Raw genomic sequence first — 24,988 nt, forward strand, 5'->3', positions numbered from 1 at the left:
TGCTTGGGCATGGAATTTCTCATAAGGCGCTACATTGTTATGTTTCTGAAGTCAAAAAAAGTACTACTGCTTCTTTGCTTCATGGCGATTTCTTGCACTACTGCGGGAGCGCCACAATCAAGTATGTTTAACTTTTACAGCGAAGGCTCCCCCAACTACCCTTGGGCGTTTGGAAGCAGTAAGGATTGTGATCCCGTGGTAGGGACGTCCAGCAGGACAAAAAACTTCAGGTCACCAAGCAAGGTGGCAGTGCGAGGGCTTGAAGCAGCGTTTTCCGGAGACCTCGCAAGCGCTGCGGTGTGTGAAAAAAAACTGAAGAATTTTGAAAAGATGAACGGCGGCGGACTCTTCTTTGCTTTTCAGGATGATTATATCGATGCATGGCCTTTCCAGCTCAGGGCACCATGGGTTTCTGCTTTTACCCAAGGTGTTGCCCTTGAGTTCTATGTGGAAATGGCGAAAAAAACCGGTGATGCTTATTACGCAAACAAGGCTGAGGAAATTTACCTGTCTTATCTTCTGCCATTTGATGAGGGGGGATTTACCAGGTTTGTTGGTGACGACGTGGTGTTTGAAGAGTACCCGGTGACTGAACGAATAGCCGTTCTGAACGGGAATCTGATTGCAACTATCGCATTGTACGATTATGCAGCGTTCTCTAAAAAAACAGAGCCTCTACAGTTGGCCAGACGCTCGGTTGCTTGGCTTGAGAAAAATATCCAAAGCTATGTGATCAATCGCCCTGATTACCCAGGTCCGATTTCTGCGTATTCTCTTGCGCCGGCAAGACTCGATCTGCTATTTCGCTTCTACCTGACCCAAAAGGATCTAGACATTTTTTCCATCAAGTTGGCGGGAAAGGATATCTTCAGGTCTATTCTTCTTGGCCAGGCGGGTGATCACGACATTACTCGTGAGGCAAGCCTTATCGTCTCTCCGGATATGAACTGGTCAGGGCCGTATGACGACTCGAAACAAAAAGCATCAAGTTTCAGGAAGGTTGTTCAAGCCTTGGGGGCGTTCAATCACGCACCTTTTAGGGTGGAAATAAAGTCTGTTGAAGAGTTGGGCGCTTTGAAGAAGGGGGCTTTGCTTGAGTTGACCTATAGGGCGCAAGGCAGTTCGGATGTGCAGATCTCTGACGGAAAAGTTTTTTATAAGATAGGCACGCTGTTACCTACCAATGGCGAAGTTGCAAACGTGACATTCGAACTTCCCGCAGCCGCCATTGCCAATCTCACATTTCCGGTCGATTTGAAATACAATGCTCTGTATCTTGGGCATAATCAGAAGCTGCTTGAGATTGTCTCCGAGCTTTCTGCATCTGAAGTTTTAAAAAGTTATGCGGTGCTGTTGAAACAATGAATTAAGACGTTTCAGCAGGTGGGATGCCGGCGTTACAACGAAGACGAAGCCCGTACGCTTATGCGGTACGGGCTTCCAGGTGTGAAATCAGAAACGCATGCCTTGGAACGGGTTCCAGCTTTGCTCGCCCTTCACCTCCTTAAGGTAGAACGAGTAGTTGACCATGAGCGCGTAGGTCATCGAGAACGCAACACTCAGGCCTGTGCTCAACGGTCTTGGGAAGTCCATGCCCAAGATCGCAAAAATCACACTGAGCGCGATGTTGAGCGCCAGCATGATGCCGAGCAGGGCCAGGTTTTTCTTCCATAGGCCCAGGACGAACAGGTAAATGGGGCCGAAGAAGAATGCAATGACGTTGGCGCTGACCAGTAGTTTCTTCTTGAAACCAGGGAGGGCCTTGACTGCCTCTTTGAATCGCGGGTCGCTCGGTGCGCCGTAGGTATCAAAGAAATTAAAACGTTCCTGCCACTTGGCGCTGTATTTACCAGTGGCTTGTACTTGTTCAGTGGTGCTCATTTGCAAGGCTCCTGTTTTCCATAAAATTTGTCTTTCTTCCAAGAAATCCTGTGCTCTGTTTCCAGGGCATTGATTGCTTTGATCGTTGGTGGGGATCACGTAGATCACCCAAGGTGGTTATCTTGCCGTTTTGTAAACGGTTGTGTCGGACATTCTGCACAGGCCGCTCAAGCGGGCGTCTGATCTGTGACACGCTTCACCTATTGGCTTCGGTGGATGCCTGTCATGAGCGGGGTCGGTATCGACGCTGCAAGCCCTTCCTGATTGGCCGGTGAGGTGGTCGCATGAACCCTGCATCGGACATACTGGCGCCTTTGTCGCGATTATTCCAAAGAGGCATGTCTTGTCGAACGTCGAACCCCACCTGCACGCGCTGACGCTCAACCACATATACGACGGTTTCAAACAGTTGCTCCCCATTTCCCTGTTCGTCGTCGTGTTCGGCGTTGCTTTCGGCCTGGCGGCTGCGCAAACGGGTTTGGGTGATACGTCAGCTGTGCTCATGAGTGCCCTGGTTTTTGCCGGCGCTTCTCAATTTGCCGCGTTGGATCTGTGGGGGCAGCAAGTGCCGGTCGTTCCGCTGATGATCACCGTCTTCGCCATCAACGCCCGGCACTTGTTGATGGGCGCGACGCTTTACCCGTGGTTGCGGGAGTTGCCCGTTGCCAAACGCTACGGTGTGATGCTGGTTGTCTCGGACGCCAACTGGGCCATGGCGATGCAGGCGTTCAGTCAGGGCAAGCCGGGGCTGGGGATTTTATTTGGCGGCGGCATTGCACTGTGGGTCACTTGGACCCTGGGGAGTTGGCTGGGGCTTCATTTTGGCAGTGCTATCGAGAACCCGGTCAGTTTCGGGCTCGATATGGTGATGGGCTGTTTCTTGTTGGCGATGGTCGTGGGCGGGAAAAAGAACCTGCGCATGCTCATCATCTGGACCGTGGCGGCCTGCTCATCGTTGTTGGCCTACTGGTATTTACCGGCTAACAGTCATGTCGTGGTGGGGGCTTTGGCGGGAGGCATTCTGGGAGCACTGTGGATGGAGAAAAAACAATGAACATTGAAACGGCGGGGTATGGCACCTTGTTGGTCATATTGATAATGGCCGCCGTGACATTGGCGACTCGGTGGGGCGGTGTCTTCGTGATGTCGTTCGTGCCGATCAACTATCGGGTGCAGCAGTTCATCACGGCCATGTCGGGCTCGGTGTTGGTGGCGGTGCTGGCTCCGCTGGCCGTTAAAGGGGATAACGGCGCGCGCTGGGCGCTACTGATCACGGCAATCGTCATGTTGATCCTGAAAAAACCGTTGCCGGCGATTGCGGCCGGCATACTTGCAGCGGCTTTAGCCAGGCAGTTCTGAACGGCTGAGTCGCCCGCGCACAAGCGGGCGACGGAGCCCCATCAACACTCTGGTCAAAAACTCAGCGCAGCCGCTTCTCCAAACGAGTGATCCTGTCCTCCCGTCATGAAATGCAGCGACATCTCCTGTGGCGCCTCGATGGGTGGAATTTCAAAACTCCCCACCACCTGTCCCTGAAGCGCACTCAGCCGCATCGACTCTTCTTCCTTTAACTTTGCCATTCTCGCGTGGTTCGCTGCGATTTCGTTGAGAGTTGACACGGTACATCTCCGTTTGCTGACCAAGCATTGATTAATTTGCCGCCGCGTCAGAATTACGTCGTTCTTGGCTGCTGAGACAGGCCAGTGCAAACCCTGAGCCAGACAGGCTCGCTTGTTGGCCCCGACATCTGACAGGTGACGAATGGTGGGGCAGACGTATCTCGACGCTGACAACGTTTCAACCATGCCTCAACAATAAGTCACTGATAATACAAACCGACGCTCCGGCAAGGTCAGTCGGTATCGGTGCGGTAGACGCTTGCTCCGTGTGTTGAATGCCTGTTCACCAGGACCACTGCGGCTCCGATCAGAGCGGTGACAACCGCCAGCAGCAGAATCACCTCCTGCGTACCGGCAGGCGCGGCCAGCACCGCGACGAGCAGGCCCGCGAGCGGTTGCGACAGGTTATTGAGCAGGGTGATGACGCCGACGGTCTTGCCGAAGTCCTGGGGTGGAATGACTTGCTGGCGCAGGGTGCGGAAGTAGACGTTGAACATTTTGTCGAAACCGACGATCAGCAAGAAGCCGACGACGTAGCCCCCCGTGTTCGGGCTGAAGGCGGTGACGAAGGCGCCGACGGTAATCAGTGTATAGGAGAGGGCACCCAGCAGTTTCAAGGGCAAGCTCACCCGGGCCAGGATAAACAGGATGACGATGGTGACCAGCGCACCGGCCGCCTGCAACCCGGCGTAATCATCCTTGCCAGCGCCGTAGTGGCCGATGACCATGGCCGCCGACGTGGCGAGGGTGACGCCGATGATCAGGTTGACGCCCACCGCCAGGCTGATGATTTTTTTCAGTTCCGCCAGGTTGCGAATGTGGCCGAAGGCGACGCGCAACGGGTTCAGCCAGAGGTCGCGAGGTTGCTCGAAGGTTTCCAGCGTGACCGAGTTGCTGCGCTGCCAGTACCCCATGGCGTGGTCCGCCAGCAGGAACAGCCCGGCAATCGCCAGCACCACCCAGTGCCATGCCCACACCTCAAGCAGCAGCGCAGCGATCAGCGGGCCCAGTACCAAGCCGGTCTGGTCGGCGATTTGCGAGTAGGACAGGGTCTTGGTGTAGGTGTAGTGCTTGAAGATGTACGGCATCACCACTTCGCGGGCCATGATGCCCTGGGTGGTCAACACGCCGCAGAGGGCCGAGAGCGCCACGATCCAATAGATGCCGCCGAAGATGCCATACAGCAGCACTGCCACGCCGCAGGCCACGGCGCGATAGACCTGGCTGATGTGCAGGATGCGAATCGGCGGAAACTTGTCGCACAGCGCGCCGCAGATCGGGAACGCCAGATAGCGTGGCAAGGACTCGACGAAGAAGGCCAGGCCTGCCCAGGCGACGCTGTTGGTGGTCTGGAAAACAATCAGCGGGACGATGAACAGCAAGATCTGGTCGGCTAACCGAGAGAGGAACATCGAGACGAAAAAAGCCAGGTAATCCTTGCGCATGAAACTCCTTGATCGCTGTATTCAGGTGTAACCCAGTCGGCAAGCGGCGCGCAGCGTGATATGGAACTAACATCATCGTTAGTCTCTATATCTTTACAGGGGACATCCCTTTTTTTGAGAGAACTGCCATGTTCAAATCGCGCTCGTTGATTGCCGCAGTGACCTGTTTCGCCCTGGCGGTGGGCCCTGGCATTGTTGTCGCGGACCCGGGCAACGGCAAGGGGAATGCTCAATTCGATCAAGGCCCCGGCCATGGGCAGGGAGGTAAAGGCGGGCAAGGCAACAAGGGCGGTCAAGGCAATCCCGGCAACAAGGGCAACCAGGGCGGCAAGGGAAACCAAGGCGGCGGCGATTGGCACAACGGCCCGAGCATTGACCGTGGCGGCATTCTGGGGGTGATTGGCGGCTATCGCGATTATTGGAGCCCCGGCCCGGCACTGCCGCCGGGCATCCAGAAAAACCTGGCCCGAGGCAAGCCGTTGCCCCCCGGCATCGCCAAGAAGCTTGATGGCCGGCTGCTGGGGCGGTTGCCGCACTATGACGGTTATGAATGGCAGCAGGTCGGCACGGACCTGATCCTGGTGGCGATCGCCAGCGGCATCATCTACGAAGTGCTCAATGGCGCGTTCGACTGACCCGGTGTTTCAACTGACTGGCACCTCTTTGCAGCGGTGCCATTCAGTGAAGCGAACCTCCTGTGGGAGCGAGCTTGCTCGCGATGGCGTCGTGTCAGTCACTTCATCATTGGCTGAATTGACGCTATCGCGAGCAAGCTCGCTCCCACAGTTTTGGCATTCACCACAAATCCCTTGTGGGACAGGTTTTGTATCAGCTTTCAAGTTGTCGCAGGCGTTTGTACAGGGTGTTGCGGCTGACGCCCAAGCGTCGCGCCAGGTGTGAAATGTTTCCGCCCACGGCCTGCAATTGGCGGTTCAAGTCTTCGGTATCGTTGAGGTCCACCGTCAGCGGCTCCGGTGTTTCCACCGGCTCCATTTCCAGGTCGACAAAAAAGTCGTCGGGCAGGTGTTCCGGGCGGATCGGCTGTTCCTCGGCCATCGCCAGGGCCACTTGCAGTACGCTGCTGACCTGTCGCAGGTTGCCCGGCCAGGGATGGCGTTCGAACAAGTCCAGGACCTCACGGCTCAGGCCGGCCCATTGGGTCGGTTCGCGGTGGTGTTCCCAGAGGCGTTTGAACAGCGCCTGCTTGTCGCTGCGTTCGCGCAGGGGCGGCAGTTCCAGGGTCAGGCCGCCAATGCGGTAGTACAAGTCTTCGCGGAACCGCCCCAGCTGCACCTGTTCGCGCAGCGAGCGGTTGGTGGCGGAGATGATACGGATGTCTACCGGGAACAGCTCGGCACTGCCCACCGGTTGCACGCAACGCTCCTGCAAGACCCGCAACAGTCGGGCCTGGGTCGGCAGGGGCATGTCGCCGATTTCGTCGAGGAACAACGTACCGCGGTCGGCCTTGCGGATCAGGCCGATGCTGCCTTTCTGGTTGGCGCCGGTGAACGCGCCTTTTTCATAACCGAACAGTTCCGATTCCACCAACTCGGCGGGGATCGCCGCGCAGTTGACGGCAATGAACGGCTGTTTGCAGCGCGAGCTGGCCTGGTGCAGGGCTTTGACGAACACTTCCTTGCCGACGCCGGTCTCGCCATGGATCAGCAGCGGAATGTCCTTCTCCAGCAAGCGCTCGGCCTGGCGCACGGCTTTTTCCACACGGTTGTCACCGAAGTGCAGGGTATTGAGGCTGATGGCGTTGCTGGCGGGGGCTGGCGCAGGCACCGCCTCGGTGAAGACCCGTGCCCTGATCGACACCTGGCTCGGGCGCCTGAGCAAACACTGGAATCGATTGCTGCCGGACGCTTGCAGGGCGAATGGCAGGCCGTCGGGTTGGTTCAGCAGTTCCAGCAGCGAAACCTTGAACAGGCTTTCAATGCTCACCCGTGACAGGCTCAGGCCCAACAGGTTGTCGGCCCGGCGGTTGGCGGAAAGCACCTGGCCGCTCTCATCGAAGATCAGCAGCCCGGCCCATTGGCTGTCGAGGTTGTTCAAGCCGGTGTTGAAGGTCAGCTGGAAGTGTTCACCGCGAAACAGATTGAGGATCAGCCGGTTCTCCACGGTCTGGCTCATCATCTTGACCATGCCCAGGGTGTGGGACGGCGGCAGGTAGCTGTCGCTGGAGACGTCCAGCACGGCGATGACCTTGCGCTCGGCATCGAAGATCGGCGCGGCGGAGCCGGTCATGAAACGGTTGGCCTTGAGGAAGTGTTCATCGTGCTCGATGTGCACTGCCTGTTCGCAGGCCAACGCGGTGCCGATGGCGTTGGTGCCGGTGCAGCGTTCCATCCAGCTCGCCCCGGCGCTGAAGCCATGGGCCAGTTTCGGCTCGATGAAGCGCTGGGTGCCCCAGGAGGTCAGCACTTGGCCCTGGTTGTCGGCCAGCATGATCAGGCAGTTGGAGTTGCTCAGGATGTTTTCGTAATACGGCAGGACTTCCTGATGGGTGGTCTGCACCAGGGAATGCTGGCTCTCCAGCAACTGGGCGATGCCTTGGGCGGGCAACTGATCGAAGGCCGGCACGCTCTGGTGATTCAGGCCAAAGGCGCGGCAACGGGACCAGGAGGCCTGGATGATGGCCTCGTGGGACAAGGCAGGAGCAGGTGCGGCCATGGGGCACTCTCGCAGGTGCTGTTTTTTATTGTTGTGGCAAGTCTCGCACAGACTCCTTGTGCTGGGGCAGGCCTGAATAGCACGTAATAACACAGACCATTGTGGGAGCGAGCTTGCTCGCGATAGCGGTGGATCAGCAGCATCGATGTGACTGACACACCGCTATCGCGAGCAAGCTTGCTCCCACAAAGGGCATGGCCAGGCTAACCGAAAACGTTCATTCAGTGTTGTTCAAAATTGTTCATTGTCAACCCGAAGATTGTTCAGTTGTTCAGTCGTGGCTGTTCACTTGTGTTCATCTGCGAACGTGTTTTTCTCAGGTTTTTTTACAAAAATAAGCCAGATCAAGGGCTTGTGATTTCTGGCACGGCTTTCGCTTTCAAGCATGGGTCGCTTGACTCCAAATAATAAAAAGGCCGAGCCATGTCATTAAAGCTTGAGCACATCTGTCGCACCGTCGAAGGCCAGACCTGGATCGACGATGCCAATCTGAGTTTCGAACCCGGATCCTTCAACGTCCTGTTGGGCCGCACGCTGTCCGGCAAGACCAGCCTCATGCGCTTGATGGCCGGTCTGGACAAGCCCGACAGCGGTCGCATCCTGATGAACGGCGTCGACGTCACCCACCGCCCGGTGCGGCTGCGCAACGTGTCGATGGTTTACCAGCAGTTCATCAACTACCCGACCATGACCGTTTTCGAAAACATCGCCTCGCCGTTGCGCCAGGCTGGTGTATCCGACGAAGTCATCCAGAGCAAGGTGCTGGAAACCGCCAGGATGCTGCGGATCGAGAAGTTCCTGCAGCGCCATCCGCTGGAATTGTCCGGCGGCCAGCAGCAGCGCACGGCCATGGCCCGGGCACTGGTCAAGGACGCCGAACTGATCCTGTTCGACGAGCCCCTGGTGAACCTGGACTACAAGCTGCGTGAAGAGCTGCGCCAGGAAATGCGCGAGCTGTTCCAGGCCCGCCACACCATCGCCGTCTACGCCACCACCGAGCCTAACGAAGCGCTGGCCCTGGGCGGCACCACCACGATCCTGCATGAGGGCCGGGTGATTCAGAGTGGCAAGTCGTCCTCTGTCTATCACCAGCCACAAACCGTGCTGGCCGCCGAGTTGTTTTCCGAACCACCGATCAACCTCATGCCGGGTCGTATCGCCGGCAACGAGGTCAGCTTCGCCAATTTCGTGCACTTCCCGCTGAACGTCGACCTGCGCCCGGTGGGCGAGGGCGAGTTCCGTTTCGGCGTGCGCCCCAGCCATATTTCCCTGGTGCCGAGCAACGACGACGACCTCGAACTGGCGGTGACCGTCGAAGTGGCCGAGATCAGCGGCTCGGAGACGTTCCTGCACGTGCGCAACGAACATTTCCTGCTGGTGCTGCACTTGCCAGGGGTGCATGAGTACGACGTGGATGCGCCGATTCGCATCTACATTCCGACCCATAAACTGTTTGTTTTCGACGCCCAGGGCAAGCTGGTCCAAGCCCCAGGGCAGCGTATCGCGAGGGTTGCCTGATGGCTGAAATTCGTTTGCAGAACCTCGCCCACAGCTACACCAGCACCCCGGCGGGCCCCGAGGATTACGCGATCCGCGAGATGAACCACATCTGGGAGCAGGGCGGCGCCTATGCGCTGCTCGGACCTTCGGGCTGCGGCAAGTCCACCTTGCTCAACATCATCTCCGGCTTGCTCAGCCCCTCCGAAGGGCAGGTGATGTTCGACAGTAAAGTCGTCAACGACCTGACCCCGGAACACCGCAACATCGCCCAAGTGTTCCAGTTCCCGGTGGTGTACGACACCATGACGGTGTTCGACAACCTGGCGTTCCCGCTGCGCAACCAGGGCATGGCCGAAGCGCGGATCCACACCAAGGTGCAGGAAATCGCCGAGGTCCTGGACCTGCAGAACCTGCTGGACAAAAAGGCCCGCAACCTCACCGCCGATGAGAAGCAGAAAGTCTCCATGGGCCGCGGGCTGGTGCGCGACGATGTGTCGGCGATCCTGTTCGACGAACCGCTCACGGTGATCGACCCGCACCTGAAATGGAAACTGCGGCGCAAGCTCAAGCAGATCCATGAGCAGTTCAACATCACCATGGTCTACGTCACCCACGACCAGTTGGAAGCCTCGACTTTCGCCGACAAGATCGCGGTGATGTATGGCGGCCAGATCGTGCAGTTCGGTACGCCCCGGGACTTGTTCGAGCGCCCGAGCCACACCTTTGTCGGCTACTTCATCGGCAGCCCGGGGATGAACCTGATCGAGGTCACGGCGCAGCCCGGCGGTGTCGGTTTCGCCTCGACCCACTTGCCGCTGTCGGAAACCTTGCAACGTCGTGTCGCCGAAGCCGAAGGCAAAAGCCTGAAGGTCGGTATCCGTCCCGAGTTCGTGCATGTCTGGGACGGCCCTTACGACGACGCGATGCAGGCTGACGTGGTGCATCTCGAAGACCTGGGCACCTACAAGATCCTGACCCTCAACCTCGATGGCGCACCGCTGAAGGTCCGCCTGGCCGAAGACAAGCCGGTGCCGGAAGGCACGGCGTACATCAGTTTTCCGGCCCAATGGCTGATGGTCTATGCCGATGAGTATTTGCTGGAGCCGTTGAGCGAGGTGCAGCCATGAACAAGGTGCAGAACAACAAGGCCTGGTGGCTGGTATTGCCGGTGTTCCTGCTGGTGGCCTTCAGCGCCGTGATTCCGATGATGACCGTGGTCAATTATTCGGTGCAGGACATCTTCGACCAATCCAGCCGCTACTTCGTCGGCGCCGACTGGTACAAGCAGGTGCTGCTTGATCCGCGGCTGCACGATTCGCTGCTGCGCCAGTTCATCTACTCGGCGTGCGTGCTGCTGATTGAAATTCCCCTCGGCATCGCCATCGCCCTGACCATGCCGACCAAGGGCAAATGGTCGTCCCTGGTGCTGATCATCCTGGCGATTCCGCTGCTGATCCCGTGGAACGTGGTGGGCACCATCTGGCAGATTTTCGGCCGCGCCGACATCGGTTTGCTGGGCTCGACCCTCAACGGCCTGGGCATCAACTACAACTATGCGGCCAACACCATGGACGCCTGGGTCACCGTGCTGGTGATGGATGTCTGGCACTGGACTTCGTTGGTGGCGCTGCTGTGCTATTCGGGGTTGCGAGCGATTCCCGACGTGTACTACCAGGCCGCGCGGATCGACCGGGCGTCGAACTGGGCAGTGTTCCGTCACATCCAGCTGCCGAAGATGAAGAGCGTGCTGCTGATCGCCGTGATGCTGCGTTTCATGGACAGCTTCATGATCTACACCGAGCCGTTCGTACTCACCGGCGGCGGGCCGGGCAACGCCACCACGTTCCTCAGTCAGACCCTGACGCAAATGGCCATCGGCCAATTCGACCTGGGCCCGGCGGCGGCGTTTTCCCTGGTGTATTTCCTGATCATTCTGTTGGTGTCCTGGCTGTTCTACACCGCCATGACGCACTCCGACGCCAACCGTTGAGGCCCGCACAATGAGCAAGAAAAAGCTGATTCCGCTGTTGATCTACATCCTGTTCCTGCTGGTGCCCATCTACTGGCTGCTGAACATGTCGTTCAAGAGCAACACTGAAATTCTCGGCAGCCTGACGCTGTGGCCGGCGGACTTTACCTTTCACAACTACAAGGTGATCTTCACGGACCCGAGCTGGTACACCGGTTACTTGAACTCGCTGTACTACGTGAGCCTGAACACGGTGATTTCCCTGGGCGTGGCGCTGCCGGCGGCCTATGCGTTTTCCCGCTATCGGTTCCTGGGGGACAAGCACCTGTTCTTCTGGCTGTTGACCAACCGCATGGCCCCGCCGGCGGTGTTCCTGTTGCCGTTCTTCCAGCTGTATTCGTCCATCGGGTTGTTCGACACCCATATCGCCGTGGCCCTGGCCCATTGCCTGTTCAACGTGCCGTTGGCGGTGTGGATCCTCGAAGGGTTCATGTCCGGGGTGCCGAAAGAAATTGACGAGACTGCCTACATTGACGGCTACAGTTTCCCCAAGTTCTTCGTCAAGATCTTCATTCCGTTGATCGGCTCCGGCATCGGTGTCACGGCATTTTTCTGCTTCATGTTTTCCTGGGTCGAACTGTTGCTGGCGCGCACGCTCACCTCGGTGAATGCCAAGCCGATCGCGGCGGTCATGACCCGTACGGTATCGGCGTCCGGTATCGACTGGGGGGTGCTGGCGGCGGCGGGGGTGTTGACCATCCTGCCGGGCATGCTGGTGATCTGGTTCGTTCGCAACCACGTGGCCAAGGGCTTCGCCCTGGGCCGGGTCTGAGGAGTCGATGATGGAATGGATGAACTGGACCGTCCCCACGGCGGTATTTTTCGGGGTTATCGCCTTGTTTCTGGTGGGCATGACTACCTGGGAATTGCGTTCGCCGAGCATCCCTCGGCGTGGTTTCCTGCCGATTGCCACCACCCGTGGCGATCGGTTGTTTATCGGTCTTCTCGGTAGCGCCTACCTGCACCTGCTGGTGATCGGCGCCACCGACTGGAGCATCTGGATAGCGTTCGCGTTGTCTTGGGTGTGGCTGTTGGCAGTGATGCGGTGGGGCTAGTCGCGAAGGTTCGCCGATCAGGCTCTTAAACCCAAACAGGAGGTCTCTATGTTCAATAAAAACAATAAGCTGCGACATAGCGTTTCATTGGCAGCCATGCTGGCACTCAGCGGGTTGAGTGCTGCGGCCTGGGCCGACGCCTATGAAGACGCCGCTAAAAAATGGATCGGCAGTGAATTCAAACCGTCGACCTTGACGGACGCCCAGCAGCTCGAAGAACTCAAATGGTTCATCAAGGCATCCGAGCCGTTTCGCGGTATGAAGATCAACGTGGTGTCGGAAACCCTCACCACTCATGAATACGAGTCCAAGGTACTGGCCAAGGCCTTCACCGAAATCACCGGGATCCAGTTGACCCACGACCTGCTGCAAGAAGGCGACGTGGTGGAGAAGATGCAGACGGTGATGCAGTCGGACAAGAACATCTATGATGGCTGGGTCAACGATTCGGACCTGATTGGTACGCACTTTCGCTACGGTAAGACCGAATCGATCACCGACCTGATGGCCAACGAAGGCAAGGCGTACACTTCGCCAACCCTGGACATCAAGGACTTCATCGGCATCTCCTTCACCACTGCGCCGGATGGCAAGATCTATCAACTGCCCGACCAGCAATTCGCCAACCTGTACTGGTTCCGCGCCGACTGGTTCGAGCGTGCGGACCTGAAGGCCAAGTTCAAGGAAAAGTACGGCTACGAGCTGGGTGTCCCGGTGAACTGGTCGGCCTATGAAGACATCGCCAAGTTCTTCTCCGAAGACGTCAAGGAAATCGACGGCAAGCGTATCTACGGTCACATGGACTACGGCAAGAAAGACCCCTCCCTGGGCTGGCGCTTCACCGATGCCTGGTTCTCCATGGCCGGTGGCGGCGACAAGGGCCTGCCCAATGGCTTGCCGGTGGACGAGTGGGGCATTCGCGTCGAAGACTGCCATCCGGTCGGTTCCAGCGTGACCCGGGGCGGCGACACCAACGGCCCCGCGGCCGTGTTCGCCACCACCAAGTACGTGGACTGGCTGAAGAAATATGCGCCGCCGGAAGCAGCGGGCATGACCTTCTCCGAATCCGGACCGGTGCCGTCCCAAGGCAACATCGCCCAGCAGATCTTCTGGTACACCGCCTTCACTGCCGACATGACCAAACCGGGCCTGCCGGTGGTGAACGCCGATGGCACGCCGAAATGGCGCATGGCACCTTCGCCGCGCGGACCTTACTGGGAAGAGGGCATGAAGCTGGGGTACCAGGACGTGGGTTCCTGGACGTTCATGAAGTCCACGCCTGAGAAACAGAAACTCGCGGCCTGGCTCTATGCGCAGTTCGTGACGTCCAAGACCGTGTCGCTGAAGAAGACCATCGTGGGCCTGACGCCGATTCGTGAATCGGACATCAACTCCCAGGCGATGACCGATCTGGCGCCGAAACTCGGTGGCCTGGTGGAGTTCTACCGCAGCCCGGCCCGTGTGCAATGGACCCCGACCGGGACCAACGTGCCGGACTATCCACGCCTGGCGCAATTGTGGTGGAGCCACATCGCCGAAGCTGCCAGCGGCGAGAAAACGCCGCAGCAGGCCCTCGACGGGTTGGCCAAGGACCAGGATGCGATCATGACCCGCCTGGAACGCTCCAAGGCCCAAGCCACCTGCGCACCTAAGATGAACCCTGAGCGCGACGCGCAATACTGGTTCGACCAACCGGGCGCACCGAAGCCGAAACTGGCGAACGAGAAGCCTAAGGGCGAAACCGTGAGCTACACCGAGCTGCTGAAATCATGGGAGGCGGCACGCAAGTAAAGCCCCGGATGTGAAAACGAACGGCACCGAAAGGTGCCGTTTTTTTTTCCTGGGCTCACCGCAGCAGTCAGACCCGCCGCCATCGCGAGCAAGCTCGGCTCCCACAGGGTTTGGTGGTGAACGTAGATATTGCGTACACCCAAAATCCATTGTGGGAGCTTGCTCCCACAGGATTCGGCGGTATCCATGAATGCTGCACACGCCACAGTTCCCCTGTGGGAGCGAGCTTGCTCGCGATGAGGCCGGCAAGCCATCCACATAAACCAGCAGGCAAAAAAAACCGGCGCAACCGAGGTCGCGCCGGTGATGGTGCCAGTGGCTGCACGGATATTCGTGGGTCCGTGCAGCCACCGTTGAACCCGTGTCGGTTATGCCCGTTCCAGCGCCAGGGCCACGCCTTGGCCACCGCCGATGCACAGGGTCGCGAGGCCTTTCTTGGCGTCGCGCTTGATCATTTCATGCAGCAGCGACACCAGGACCCGGCAACCCGACGCGCCGATGGGGTGGCCCAGGGCGATGGCGCCGCCATTGACATTGACCTTGTCCATGTCCCATTTCAGTTCCCGGGCCACGGCCAGCGACTGGGCAGCAAAGGCTTCGTTGGCTTCGATCAGGTCCAGCTGCTCCAGCGACCAGCCGGCCTTGTCCAGGCAGCGACGGGTGGCCGAGACCGGGCCAATGCCCATGATGGCCGGGTCGACGCCGGCATTGGCGTAGGCACTGATTTTCGCCAGTACTGGCAGGCCCAGGGCCTTGGCTTTTTCCGCGCTCATCAGGATCACGGCGGCGGCGCCATCGTTGAGCGAGGACGCATTGCCCGCGGTGACGCTGCCATCCTTCTTGAAGGCAGGCTTGAGCTTGCCCAGGGATTCGGCGGTGGTACCGGCGCGCGGTTGTTCATCCGTGGCGAACGCCACGGGATCGCCTTTGCGCTGGGGAATCAGGATCGGTGTGATCTCATCGGCAAACCGACCGCCCTCGATGGCGGCGACGGCTTTCTGCTGGGACGCGGCGGCGAAGGCGTCCTGCTCCTCGCGGCTGATGCCGTACTTGTCCACCAGGTTCTCGGCGGTGATGCCCATGTGGTAATCGTTGAAGGCATCCCACAAGCCGTCGGTGATCATGCTGTCGATCATCTTCGCATGGCCCATGCGCAGGCCGGTGCGGGCGGCCGGCAGGACGTAGGGAGCCAGGCTCATGTTTTCCATGCCGCCGGCGATGATGACCTCGGCGTCGCCACAGCGGATCGCCTGAGCGCCCAGGTGCAACGCCTTGAGGCCCGAACCGCAGACCTTGTTCAGGGTCAGCGCCGGCACCGCATGGGGCAGGCCGGCGAGAATCGACGCCTGGCGCGCCGGGTTTTGCCCGGAACCTGCGGTCAGTACCTGGCCGAGAATCACTTCATCGACCTGTTCGCCGGACAAACCGGTCTGTTCCAGCAGGCGACGAATCACCGCGGCACCGAGTTCCGGTGCGGGAATGGCAGCCAGCGAACCCTGGAAGCTGCCGATGGCGGTACGGGTAGCGGCGACAATCACGACTTCTTGCATCGAATCTCTCCTCACTGGGCAGCGAACTGCATTTCAGGCACGTGGTCCGGCACGATCAATTTGCCGGCGGTCTTGGCGACGATTTCCTCGACGCTGACGCCTGGGGCGCGTTCTTTCAGGATGAAGGCGCCGTCCTGGATTTCCAGGTAGGCCAGGTCGGTCAGCACGCGCTTGATGCAACCGGCGCCGGTCAGCGGCAAGCTGCAGCGCGGCAGCAGTTTCGACTCACCGTCCTTGGACGCATGGGTCATGGTGACGATGATGTTCTCGGCACCGGCCACCAGGTCCATCGCACCGCCCATGCCCTTGACCAGCTTGCCGGGGATCATCCACGAGGCAATGTTGCCTTCGACATCCACCTCGAACGCCCCAAGCACGGTCAGGTCGATGTGGCCGCCGCGGATCATGGCAAACGATTCGGCCGAGGAGAAGATCGATGCGCCGATGCGCGCGGTGACCGTCTGTTTACCGGCGTTGATCATGTCGGCATCGACTTCGGCTTCGGTGGGGAATGCGCCCATGCCGAGCAAGCCATTTTCCGATTGCAGCATGACTTCCATGCCTTCGGGAATGTAGTTGGCAACCAGGGTCGGAATGCCGATGCCCAGGTTCACGTAGTAGCCGTCCTGCATTTCGCGGGCGACGCGTTGAGCCATTTGTTCGCGGGAAAGTGCCATGTTCTTATTCCTTCATTCGGGCCGGGGGCAGGGGATCACTTACGCACGGTGCGCTGTTCGATGCGTTTTTCGAACGTGCCGCAAATGACCCGGTCGACGTAGATGCCAGGGGTGTGGATCTGCGTCGGGTCCAGCTCGCCGGGTTCGACGATTTCTTCGACTTCCACCACGGTGATCTTGCCCGCCGTGGCGGCCAGCGGGTTGAAGTTCTGGGCGGTGTGGCGATAGATCACGTTGCCGAAATGGTCGGCCTTCCAGCCTTTGACGATGGCGAAGTCGCCGGTGATGGACTCTTCCATCAGGTACTGGCGGCCATGGAATTCACGCACTTCCTTGCCTTCGGCCACGGGCGTGCCAACGCCGGTGGCGGTGAAGAAGGCCGGGATGCCGGCGCCACCGGCGCGCATTTTTTCGGCGAGGGTGCCTTGGGGGGTGAGCACGACTTCGATTTCGCCGCTCAGCAGTTGCTGCTCGAACAGGGCGTTCTCGCCCACGTAGGAGGCGATCACCTTGCGGATCTGCCGGTCTTCCAACAGCACGCCGAGGCCGAAACCGTCGACGCCGCAGTTGTTGGACACCACGGTGAGGTCGCGGATGCCCTTGCGCTTGATCTCGGCGATCAGGTTTTCCGGAATACCGCACAGGCCGAAGCCGCCGGCGATGACGGTCATGCCGTCCTTCAAGCCTTCCAGCGCTTGTTCATAAGAGCTCACGCGTTTGTCGAAACCTGCCATAGACACCTCTTTTATTCTTGATGGGGTCGCAATGAAATGCAGTGTTGCGCCAAGTCATATATTTGTTAAGTTGATTTTTAGATTGGATTGATTGATAAAATTCAATAATTGCCCTCGGAGCACAGCGACCATGACCCTCAAGCAAATCCGTGCCTTCCTCGCGGTGGCCCAGAGCCTGAGCTTCGCCGTGGCCTGCGAGCGGCTGCACCTGTCCCAATCGGCCTTGAGCCTGACCATCAAGGCCCTGGAAGAAGGCCTCGGCGGTCGTCTGTTCAGCCGTAATACCCGTAACGTGGCACTGACCCCCGAAGGTGAATCCTTGCTGCCACTGGCCCGCCGGCTGGTGGCCGACTGGGACAATGCCGAGGACGAAATGCGCCAGCGCTTCACCTTGCAGCGCGGTCGCGTGACGCTGGCGGCGATGCCTTCGTTTGCCGGCAACCTGTTGCCGCCGATCCTCAAGACCTTCCGCGCCCGCTATCCGAATGTCAACGTCACGGTCAACGATGTGATCAACGAACAAGTGCTGGAAATGGTCCGTGATCGTCATGTCGAACTGGGCGTGGCGTTCGAGCCGATGCAGGGTTCGTCCCTGGCGTTCACGCCCTTGTACCTCGATCGCTTCGTCGCAGTGGTGCCGTTGGATTCAGCCTTTGCCCAGCGCGACGAAATCCACTGGGAAACCCTGCTGGAGCAGCCGTTCATCACGCTGCAACGACCCTCCACCGTACGGGTGATGCTGGAAGAGCATCTGCAGGCCCGGGGCATGAAACTGCCGGTGGAGTTCGAGAGCCACCAGTTGGCGACCGTCGGACGGATGGTCGCCAGTGGGCTGGGGGTCAGTGCCGTGCCGGCGCTGTGCGTCGGGCAGATGCATGAGCTGGGTGCCCGTTGCATCACCTTGAGTGAGCCGGTGATCGAGCGAGCCATCGGGGTGCTGACCAAGCCGGGGCATGAACTGTCGGCGGCGGCGCAGGCGTTGTTCGATACGCTCAGGGATCAGGAATTGGGCACGTTGACCGCAGGCCGACACTGACCCTGTGGGAGCGATGATCCTGTGGGAGCGAGCTTGCTCGCGATGGCGTCGGATCAGCCAGTAATGATATTGACTGACTCACCGCCATCGCGAGCAAGCTCGCTCCCACAGGGGTGGGTGGTGCGGTTAGAACGGGTGTTGTGTCAGCAATGGCAGTAGTTGTTCACACGGCTCTTCAAGCTTGAGGTCCAGCAACTCATCGGCCCGGGTCTTGCCGCGGTTGATTGCCAGCAGCGGCTTGCCCTGGTCCTTGATGGCCCGGCACAGGCGAAACGCCGAATAGGCCATCAGCGACGACCCCACCACCAGCAGGCCGTCCGCTTGCTCGACGGCTTGCATGGCGCGGGTCGCGGTGAGGGGGGCGACGTTCTCGCCGAAAAACACCACGTCGGGTTTCAACCGCTCGCCGCCGCAATGGGGGCAATGGGGCACTTGGAAGCGCGCCTCGAACGCGGGGTCGAGCAGGGTGTCGCCATCGGGTGCCTGCACCGCATCGACACCCGCCAGGTAAGGGTTTGCGGTTTCCATCAGCCGTTGAATCTGCTGTCGCTCGCTGCGCTGGCCGCAATCCAGGCACAGCACGCGATGCAGGCTGCCGTGCAGTTCGATGACGTCCTGGCTGCCGGCCTGGTCATGCAGGGTGTCGACATTCTGGGTAATCAGGCCGGTGATGCGTTGCTGCGCCTGCAACTCGGCCAAGGCTTCGTGAGCCACGTTCGGCCTGGCCTGCCTGACCCGGGGCCAGCCCAGCATCGCTCTCGCCCAATAGCGCCGTCGTGCCTCGGGCTGGGCGAGGAACTCCTGGTACATCATCGGTTGTCGACCCCGACGGACCCCGTCGCTGTCGCGGTAATCGGGGATGCCCGAAGGGGTACTGATGCCGGCGCCGGTGAGCACCAGGAAGCGGCGCCCGACGGTGTACGCCAGTAACTGATCGATGGGTGCCTGGTGAAGGTCTTCGGGCATGGGAGGTGTCTGCGCTGGCCTTGGGCCGTTGAGGTTAGCACTTGGATCGAGCCGACGCCTTTCGTCGCCCTGGGGCTGGTTTGTTCAAACTTTCCCCCGTGCCGCGCTATCCACTTTTATGTGCGGTACTTCAGAACCCCCGCATACCGAAGCCAAGCGCTGAGCAGCCAAGAGCGGCCGGTCCCGGGGGGGGGGCGACCGCTCCTGGAACTGCCGAGAGAGGAAACGTATGAAGCGGACCAAGGGTGAAGTACGGGCCATCAATCGAGAGAGTTCAATGGTGGGTGTGTACGTGAAGCAAGAGGATCGCCATACGGTGCTGAAGCTGAGTTCAGCCAGTGACATCGATATTGGCGACATTCTGGCATGGGACAGCGGTACGGCCTTGGGTACCCAGTCATATCACAACCTGACCAAGGGCTGGACTGCCGATGTGTATGTGGCCAACCACGGTGTTGCGGCGGCGAACCTTGATGTCCAGTTGTGACGACGCCTTCAACCCGTGACCTTGGGAGAAAGAGCATGAGCAAATTAAAGTGCGGTTGCCCCGATTGCCAAGGCGAGGCCTTTGGCGGACAGCGTGGAAAGACACGCACTGTTTTTAATGTTGAAGCGGGGCAATTGTGGGAGCGAGCTTGCTCGCGATAGCGTCGGATCAGCCTGCCTTGACATGACCGACACACCGCCATCGCGAGCAAGCTCGCTCCCACAGGACTGTCACTGGATGAAGTTTCGGTCTCGGCCTGTTTAATAGCCTGTTGCACTAAAGACCACGGCGGCGGCGATATAAATCAAGCATTGACCACTCGTCGCCGTTTGCCGCGTTTCCTTCAAACCTTGGCGGCGTCATGTTTTCCGAATAAGACGAGTCAGCAAGGCTCGTGGAGATCAACTAAACGAGGTGAATGAAATGGCTAACACAGGTAATAACAACCCTGGCAATTTCGCTAACGATCGTGAGAAGGCATCGGAAGCCGGGAAAAAGGGTGGCCAGGCGTCGGGTGGCAACTTCGCCAATAATCCTGAGCGCGCCTCCGAGGCTGGACGCAAGGGTGGCCAGGCGTCGGGCGGCAATTTTGCCAACGACCCGAAACGCGCCGCTGAAGCCGGTCGCAAAGGCGGGCAAGCTTCGGGGGGGAACTTTGCCAACGACCCTGAGCGGGCTTCGGAAGCCGGCCGCAAAGGTGGCCAGGCGTCGGGCGGCAACGTTGCCAATGACCGGGAAAAAGCCTCCGGGGCCGGCAGGAAAGGGGCTGAAAAAAGCCATGGCGGCGGTCGTGAATCGTAATGTCCCGTGGTCTCGCAGGTCCCGTGCCGTTGGCATGGGACCTGGTCCGGCCGTGATATTAAAAGTCGGGTATTGATGCCCGGCTTTACTGGTGTATTGATTGTTTAAAAGATAAGCGAGTGAGCCAGGGTTTCAATTAACCACTCGTCTTCTGTCTTGAATAAAAACTAAATGTTCAACTTCTTCAGACTTTCATGCTGCTCGAGCCATCTGGAAGTGATCGGTTCGATCATCGTGATGTTGAACAAGGGCGCCAAGGGCAAGATGGCTGAAGGCGCGGACGATGTCCGACCCTGAAAACAACCCCACCACGGGTGCCGACTTGGGTTCGGGGATGCAAGGTGACAAACTGTAAACCGATGGCGAAGGAGGCGACTCCCACGCCCGGTATTCCAAGCCATACCACGGCCAAGCCCCCTAAGGACATTCGATGGACCAGCCCACCTCCCGGATTCGATCGCCCTGGCGCACCTGGTTGAACCCCGTGCAAGAGAACTGGCTGTTGGGGGTCACGTTCTGGCTCGGGCTTGCGTTGGTGGCCGCGTTGTTGCTCTACAGTGGCTACAACGCCCTGATTGGCGCCAATCGTCAAAACCTGGGCTACGCCGTGCTGGGCGGTACATCGGGTTTTGCCGCCACCGCCCTGGGGGCATTGATGGCGGTGGTGCTGCGGGATATCTCGTCGCGCACCCAGGACATCATGCTGGGTTTCGCCGCCGGCATGATGCTCGCCGCCAGCTCCTTCTCACTGATCCTGCCGGGCATCGAAGCCGCGCAGGTGATTTGTGGCAATCAGTTGCTGGCCGCCTTTGTCGTCGTGGTTGGCCTGGGCTTGGGTGTGGCCCTGATGATCGGCCTCGACCGTTTCGTGCCCCACGAACACGAGTTGAGTGGACGGCGCGGCCCTGAAGTCGAGCGCATTAACCGTGTGTGGCTGTTCGTGCTCGCCATCACCTTGCACAACCTGCCGGAAGGCATGGCCATCGGCGTCAGTTTTGCCGACGGCGACTTCAAGGTCGGCTTGCCCCTGACCACCGCCATCGCCATCCAGGACATCCCCGAAGGCCTGGCCATTGCCATGGCGCTGCGCGTCACCGGTATCAGCACCTTGCGTGCTGCGCTCATCGCGATCGGTTCGGGGCTGATGGAGCCCCTGGGGGCAGTGATCGGCCTGGGCATGTCGTCGGGCGTGGCCGTCGCGTACCCCATCAGCCTGGGGCTGGCGGCGGGTGCGATGATTTTCGTGGTCTCTCACGAGGTGATTCCCGAGACCCATCGCAATGGCCATGAAACCCCGGCCACCCTGGGGTTGATGATGGGGTTTGCGGTGATGATGTTTCTCGACACGGCGCTGGGTTGAAAGACTCACCGATACCCTGCGGCAACGTTTCGGCAAACGTCTGGAACATCCGGAATTTTCTCCGGGTCAGGGTTGATGACATGGCGCCACTCCCGGTCTGATCACCCTGTGTGCTCAAGGCCGGATGGGTTGAATTGGCGATGTATACTCAACCCCGTGGATGACATGAATCCGGGGTGGCGCGATCGTGCTGCGTTCGCTGATGTTGGCCGTTGTGCTCGTTCTGGCGGGGTGCGCCACGCCGCAGCGCGGTCAACAGGTCGCCCCGGTGGCGATTTCCCAGGACACTTGGCGACAGGTGGACCAGCAGCTCATCGCAGCCTCGAAAAGCGCCGTCGAGCAGGCGGCACTCTACGCCCGTGGGTCGATGGAGCATTGGCGCACCTTGGTCTATGAGCGCACCGAGGTTGAATTCATCCCCTGGTTCAGCAGCTATTGGACCCAGGAGTGGCTGGCGGTGAAGGTCAGCTGGTACGCCGCCAGCGCCGAGGGCGAGACGGATTCCTCGGCCAGGCGCCTGGCGGTTTACCTGCAAGAACAATATCGCGAGAAGGTGCTGGAACCGGTGGCGGTGGAAATCGATCCCGAGGCGATCAGGGCCAACGCCACAGGCTACTACCTGCGCCAGCTCAATCAGCAGGTCCAGGTCATCGCCCTGCGGCATCGCATCCCGAACGAACTGATGAACCGACGTCTGCACGGCGTCCCGGCCATCCGCCTCGGCCCGCCAGCGGCGCGTGACGCTTCGTTGTTCGAGATGGTCCACACCGAACCGTTGAACACCCTGCCGGCCTATGCGGCCCTGATCGATCACGTCAACAAGGCTGCAAGCACAGGTGCCGGACCCTCGGAGGCGGTGATTGCCACGGTGGCGCAACGCACCAGTGAAAAAATCGAGGCCCAGTTCGCCACGCGTGGGGCAACCGGTGCGGCGGCAGCCGTGGCCGGGAAGGCGGCGGGGGCGTTGATCTCGGTGGGCGTGGCGGGCATTCGCGCGATCATCCACGAGGGCGAACGGCCGGAAATGGAGGCGCAGATCCGCAAAAGCCTGAGCGCTGCGTTCGACGAGGCGTGGTTCAAGTCACTCAAGCATCCCCTCAGCGGGGTGATGGCACCGGTGTACTACCTGGACGAGGAAATAGAAGGCAACCTGGTGGAGGCGGACCTGGCCAATCGAGCGGTGGCATTGCCGGACATCAAGCCGTGACGGGGCGGTTCATTCTGATCCGAGGGTGACGCGACAACCCTTGCGATGGCGGATCTGCTCGTCCGATGGGCGTTCCTTGATGAACTCGAAGCGCGGCTCGCCTTCGCTGTAGATCACCAGCCATCCCCATTCCAGCTCGCTTTCATCCTGCCCGGGCTGGGGCGGCGAGGCCCACCAGGGTTCTTTTTGCATGATCTGACGCATCGTCTACTCCTGCCGATTGATCCTTTGAACTATAGACCGCTCGATTTCGCGATAAGCGCTGGTGAAAACCCATGAAACTTATGTGGCAGGTGGAGTCCTTGTGGCGAGGGGATTTATCCCCGCGGGGTTGCTCAGCGACCCCTCGAGGGCTGGTTGCGTTAAGTCTGTTAAACCCTTAGTGACAGCTCCAGGGGGCCGCTGCGCAGCCCAGCGGGGATAAATCCCCTCGCCACAGGACCTTGTTTGATGGGGCAGTGTGCTCTGATCCCGCTCACCAGCGTCTAGCGTCTGTATCCCCGCACTCGAACGGGGAATGACTGGACCCCGCGCATATGCAAGCACTGTTGAACGAGATCCTCGATGCGGTTCGCCCCCTGATCGGTCAGGGCAAGGTCGCCGATTACATTCCTGCCCTGGGCACTGTGGTGCCCAACCAGTTGGGTATTGCCGTGTATGGCAATGATGGCGAGTTGTATTGTGCCGGCGACGCCGAAACAGCGTTTTCGGTGCAGAGTATTTCCAAGGTGTTCAGCCTGGTGCAGGCCATCGGGCATTCCGGCGAAGCGATCTGGGAGCGTCTGGGCCATGAGCCATCCGGCCAGCCCTTCAACTCCCTGGTACAACTGGAGTTCGAGCGCGGCCGGCCGCGCAATCCGTTCATCAATGCCGGCGCTTTGGTGATTTGCGATATCAACCAGTCGCGTTTCGCCGCGCCGGCGCTGTCGATGCGCGATTTTGTGCGCCGCCTGTCGGGTAACCCCCAGGTGATGGTGGACGGCAAGGTTGCCGAGTCGGAATACCAGCACCGCGCCCGCAACGCAGCGATGGCGTACCTGATGCAGTCGTTCGGCAACTTCCATAACGACGTGGAAGCGGTGCTGCGCAGTTATTTCAGCCATTGTGCCTTGCGGATGAGTTGCATCGATCTGGCGCGGGCATTCTGCTTCCTGGCCAACGACGGGTTCTGCAAACACAGCGGCGAACAGATCCTCAGCGCCCGGCAGACCCAACAGGTCAATTCCATCATGGCCACCAGCGGCCTGTACGATGAGGCCGGCAACTTCGCTTATCGCGTCGGCCTGCCGGGCAAGAGTGGTGTCGGTGGTGGGATTGTCGCCGTGGTGCCGGGACGGTTTACCGTATGTGTCTGGTCGCCTGAACTCAACGCCGCGGGCAACTCCCTGGCCGGCATGGCGGCGCTGGAGTTGATGAGCCAGCGGATCGGCTGGTCGGTGTTCTAGTTTCCTGCCGCATAAAAAAAGGCCCGCTCCTGATTCAGGCGCGGGCCTTTTCGTTAGGGGATATCAGCAGAGGCGGTCGATGACCCGGACCTCGGAAGTGTTCTGCATCGACTGCCAGACCTGGGTCAGCGTTTGCAACACGCGGCCCATGAAGTCTTTGTCAGCCGCGGCCTTCTTGCCGACGTAGCCCTGGCCACGGCGGTACATCTTCAGCCGGGCACACAGTTCTTGCGTGTTCTTTTCGAACTCGTCTTCTTGGGTGTAGGGCGACAGGCAGTCCATATGGACCTGGCCAGTCTTGCTGATCCACAGGATATGGCTGTCGAGTGTGTCCTTGTGTGCGGCGAACATGCGAGCCAGTTCATCAATAGATGGTTGATTATTCAGATTCATGTGTAAGCCCCTTGACCATTTGGTTGATCTGTCTGGTGGTTCGCAAAAACTTCGCTACTCGGTAAGTGCCTGCCTGCTACCGAAACCAGGCCGTCAGCGTTCGTCCGTCGAACTTCGACGGGGTCGTGCATCGGTTGTGTAGTGTTATCGAAGGGCTGCTACGCAAATGCGCTACAACGAAGAGAAACAGCGAAGAATCATCAGGCAGTGTCAACTTTCGAGGGTCGACCACGCGCGTCATGAGGATCTTCGCCGACGTTTCTCGTCCTTGTTACCGGACGATCATGCCAGGTCAGCACCTTCAATCTGCCTTGTGGGCAGTCCCTGTATCCAAAAAAC

Annotated in this window: 27 protein-coding genes; 17 read left to right on the forward strand and 10 right to left on the reverse strand. The window is 59.6% G+C overall.

All coding sequences use genetic code 11. From position 1 onward, the window contains the following. Positions 1–9 precede the first annotated feature (9 nt). A complete protein-coding gene (locus J4E63_RS17605; RefSeq protein ID WP_207282796.1) occupies positions 10–1,365 on the forward strand; it encodes a D-glucuronyl C5-epimerase family protein in 1,356 nt (451 codons plus the stop codon). A gap of 87 nt (positions 1,366–1,452) precedes the next feature. Here J4E63_RS17605 and J4E63_RS17610 read toward each other — a convergent pair whose 3' ends face one another. Then, the gene (locus J4E63_RS17610; RefSeq protein WP_207282797.1) at positions 1,453–1,881 is read right to left on the reverse strand and encodes a DUF2628 domain-containing protein; all 429 of its coding nucleotides are present in this window, start codon (positions 1,879–1,881) and stop codon (positions 1,453–1,455) included. A 343-nt stretch (positions 1,882–2,224) separates the two neighbouring features. Between J4E63_RS17610 and J4E63_RS17615 the strand changes: the two genes are divergently transcribed. Then, positions 2,225–2,935, forward strand: coding sequence for an AzlC family ABC transporter permease (locus tag J4E63_RS17615; protein WP_207282798.1), 711 nt, complete (start codon positions 2,225–2,227; stop codon positions 2,933–2,935). Next, positions 2,932–3,240 carry an AzlD family protein gene (locus J4E63_RS17620; RefSeq protein ID WP_207282799.1) on the forward strand — a complete coding sequence of 103 codons (309 nt, stop codon included), beginning with the start codon at positions 2,932–2,934 and terminating at the stop codon, positions 3,238–3,240. Before J4E63_RS17615 ends, J4E63_RS17620 begins: the two co-directional genes overlap by 4 nt. Before the next feature lie 53 nt (positions 3,241–3,293). On the opposite strand, the gene J4E63_RS17625 is transcribed toward J4E63_RS17620, so the two are convergent. Together J4E63_RS17625 and J4E63_RS17630 are read right to left on the reverse strand one after the other, a co-directional pair. Next, a complete protein-coding gene (locus J4E63_RS17625) occupies positions 3,294–3,500 on the reverse strand; it encodes a hypothetical protein (RefSeq protein WP_192260888.1) in 207 nt (68 codons plus the stop codon). Positions 3,501–3,733: 233 nt separating this feature from the next. Then, complete coding sequence (locus J4E63_RS17630) at positions 3,734–4,945, reverse strand: MFS transporter (RefSeq protein ID WP_207282800.1); 1,212 nt, start codon at positions 4,943–4,945, stop codon at positions 3,734–3,736. 128 nt (positions 4,946–5,073) lie between these two features. Here J4E63_RS17630 and J4E63_RS17635 point away from each other — a divergent pair, with 128 nt between their 5' ends. Next, positions 5,074–5,580, forward strand: a complete 507-nt coding sequence (locus J4E63_RS17635; RefSeq protein WP_192260890.1) for an anti-virulence regulator CigR family protein — start codon at positions 5,074–5,076, stop codon at positions 5,578–5,580. A 193-nt stretch (positions 5,581–5,773) separates the two neighbouring features. Here the strand turns inward: J4E63_RS17635 and J4E63_RS17640 are convergent, their stop codons facing one another. Then, entirely contained in the window at positions 5,774–7,618 is a 1,845-nt protein-coding gene (locus J4E63_RS17640) for a sigma-54-dependent Fis family transcriptional regulator (RefSeq protein WP_207282801.1), read from the reverse strand. A gap of 423 nt (positions 7,619–8,041) precedes the next feature. Between J4E63_RS17640 and J4E63_RS17645 the strand changes: the two genes are divergently transcribed. From J4E63_RS17645 to J4E63_RS17670, 6 genes are read left to right on the forward strand one after another with little or no spacing between them, the layout of a single operon-like run. After that, entirely contained in the window at positions 8,042–9,136 is a 1,095-nt protein-coding gene (locus J4E63_RS17645; RefSeq protein ID WP_060741471.1) for an ABC transporter ATP-binding protein, read from the forward strand. Continuing rightward, positions 9,136–10,245 (forward strand): ABC transporter ATP-binding protein, encoded by a 1,110-nt coding sequence (locus J4E63_RS17650; protein WP_192260892.1) that lies wholly within the window; start codon positions 9,136–9,138, stop codon positions 10,243–10,245. The genes J4E63_RS17645 and J4E63_RS17650 overlap by 1 nt, the downstream gene beginning before the upstream one ends. After that, positions 10,242–11,108 carry a carbohydrate ABC transporter permease gene (locus J4E63_RS17655; RefSeq protein ID WP_030142069.1) on the forward strand — a complete coding sequence of 289 codons (867 nt, stop codon included), beginning with the start codon at positions 10,242–10,244 and terminating at the stop codon, positions 11,106–11,108. The genes J4E63_RS17650 and J4E63_RS17655 overlap by 4 nt, the downstream gene beginning before the upstream one ends. Positions 11,109–11,118: 10 nt before the next feature. Continuing rightward, positions 11,119–11,919 carry a carbohydrate ABC transporter permease gene (locus tag J4E63_RS17660; RefSeq protein WP_092203748.1) on the forward strand — a complete coding sequence of 267 codons (801 nt, stop codon included), beginning with the start codon at positions 11,119–11,121 and terminating at the stop codon, positions 11,917–11,919. A gap of 10 nt (positions 11,920–11,929) precedes the next feature. Next, positions 11,930–12,202, forward strand: coding sequence for a DUF2160 domain-containing protein (locus J4E63_RS17665; RefSeq protein WP_024776455.1), 273 nt, complete (start codon positions 11,930–11,932; stop codon positions 12,200–12,202). A gap of 48 nt (positions 12,203–12,250) precedes the next feature. Next, on the forward strand, positions 12,251–13,993 hold the full coding sequence (locus J4E63_RS17670) for an ABC transporter substrate-binding protein (protein ID WP_207282802.1): 1,743 nt from the start codon (positions 12,251–12,253) through the stop codon (positions 13,991–13,993). A gap of 368 nt (positions 13,994–14,361) precedes the next feature. On the opposite strand, the gene J4E63_RS17675 is transcribed toward J4E63_RS17670, so the two are convergent. From J4E63_RS17675 to J4E63_RS17685, 3 genes are read right to left on the reverse strand one after another with little or no spacing between them, the layout of a single operon-like run. After that, entirely contained in the window at positions 14,362–15,543 is a 1,182-nt protein-coding gene (locus tag J4E63_RS17675; RefSeq protein ID WP_060741475.1) for an acetyl-CoA C-acetyltransferase, read from the reverse strand. Positions 15,544–15,554: 11 nt separating this feature from the next. Beyond that, the gene (locus tag J4E63_RS17680) at positions 15,555–16,220 is read right to left on the reverse strand and encodes a CoA transferase subunit B (RefSeq protein ID WP_003180355.1); all 666 of its coding nucleotides are present in this window, start codon (positions 16,218–16,220) and stop codon (positions 15,555–15,557) included. A gap of 35 nt (positions 16,221–16,255) precedes the next feature. Beyond that, the gene (locus J4E63_RS17685) at positions 16,256–16,954 is read right to left on the reverse strand and encodes a CoA transferase subunit A (RefSeq protein WP_060741476.1); all 699 of its coding nucleotides are present in this window, start codon (positions 16,952–16,954) and stop codon (positions 16,256–16,258) included. A gap of 130 nt (positions 16,955–17,084) precedes the next feature. On the opposite strand from J4E63_RS17685, the gene J4E63_RS17690 reads away from it, so the two are divergent. Then, the gene (locus J4E63_RS17690) at positions 17,085–17,990 is read left to right on the forward strand and encodes a LysR family transcriptional regulator (RefSeq protein WP_207282803.1); all 906 of its coding nucleotides are present in this window, start codon (positions 17,085–17,087) and stop codon (positions 17,988–17,990) included. A 126-nt stretch (positions 17,991–18,116) separates the two neighbouring features. Here the strand turns inward: J4E63_RS17690 and J4E63_RS17695 are convergent, their stop codons facing one another. Continuing rightward, on the reverse strand, positions 18,117–18,956 hold the full coding sequence (locus J4E63_RS17695; protein WP_192260895.1) for an NAD-dependent protein deacetylase: 840 nt from the start codon (positions 18,954–18,956) through the stop codon (positions 18,117–18,119). Positions 18,957–19,185: 229 nt separating this feature from the next. Here J4E63_RS17695 and J4E63_RS17700 point away from each other — a divergent pair, with 229 nt between their 5' ends. From J4E63_RS17700 to J4E63_RS17715, 5 genes are all read left to right on the forward strand, one after another. Beyond that, positions 19,186–19,443, forward strand: coding sequence for a hypothetical protein (locus J4E63_RS17700; RefSeq protein ID WP_060741479.1), 258 nt, complete (start codon positions 19,186–19,188; stop codon positions 19,441–19,443). Positions 19,444–19,866: 423 nt separating this feature from the next. Continuing rightward, positions 19,867–20,244: a general stress protein gene (locus J4E63_RS17705; protein WP_060741480.1), complete on the forward strand. Its 378-nt coding sequence runs from the start codon at positions 19,867–19,869 to the stop codon at positions 20,242–20,244. A gap of 171 nt (positions 20,245–20,415) precedes the next feature. After that, the gene (locus J4E63_RS30920) at positions 20,416–20,541 is read left to right on the forward strand and encodes a hypothetical protein (RefSeq protein ID WP_259334042.1); all 126 of its coding nucleotides are present in this window, start codon (positions 20,416–20,418) and stop codon (positions 20,539–20,541) included. Between the two features lie 133 nt (positions 20,542–20,674). Beyond that, positions 20,675–21,604: a ZIP family metal transporter gene (locus J4E63_RS17710; protein ID WP_207282804.1), complete on the forward strand. Its 930-nt coding sequence runs from the start codon at positions 20,675–20,677 to the stop codon at positions 21,602–21,604. A gap of 187 nt (positions 21,605–21,791) precedes the next feature. After that, positions 21,792–22,811 (forward strand): hypothetical protein, encoded by a 1,020-nt coding sequence (locus J4E63_RS17715; protein WP_207282805.1) that lies wholly within the window; start codon positions 21,792–21,794, stop codon positions 22,809–22,811. Positions 22,812–22,820: 9 nt separating this feature from the next. Here J4E63_RS17715 and J4E63_RS17720 read toward each other — a convergent pair whose 3' ends face one another. Further along, positions 22,821–23,015 carry a hypothetical protein gene (locus J4E63_RS17720; RefSeq protein ID WP_053123348.1) on the reverse strand — a complete coding sequence of 65 codons (195 nt, stop codon included), beginning with the start codon at positions 23,013–23,015 and terminating at the stop codon, positions 22,821–22,823. Positions 23,016–23,347: 332 nt separating this feature from the next. On the opposite strand from J4E63_RS17720, the gene glsB reads away from it, so the two are divergent. Next, positions 23,348–24,256 carry a glutaminase B gene (gene glsB / locus J4E63_RS17725; protein WP_060741483.1) on the forward strand — a complete coding sequence of 303 codons (909 nt, stop codon included), beginning with the start codon at positions 23,348–23,350 and terminating at the stop codon, positions 24,254–24,256. 63 nt (positions 24,257–24,319) lie between these two features. Here the strand turns inward: glsB and J4E63_RS17730 are convergent, their stop codons facing one another. After that, complete coding sequence (locus tag J4E63_RS17730) at positions 24,320–24,649, reverse strand: hypothetical protein (protein ID WP_207282806.1); 330 nt, start codon at positions 24,647–24,649, stop codon at positions 24,320–24,322. Positions 24,650–24,988: the final 339 nt, after the last annotated feature.

Origin of the sequence: Pseudomonas sp. FW300-N2F2 (assembly GCF_017351655.1) — a bacterium.
GTDB classification, from domain to species: Bacteria; Pseudomonadota; Gammaproteobacteria; order Pseudomonadales; family Pseudomonadaceae; genus Aquipseudomonas; species Aquipseudomonas fluorescens_AA.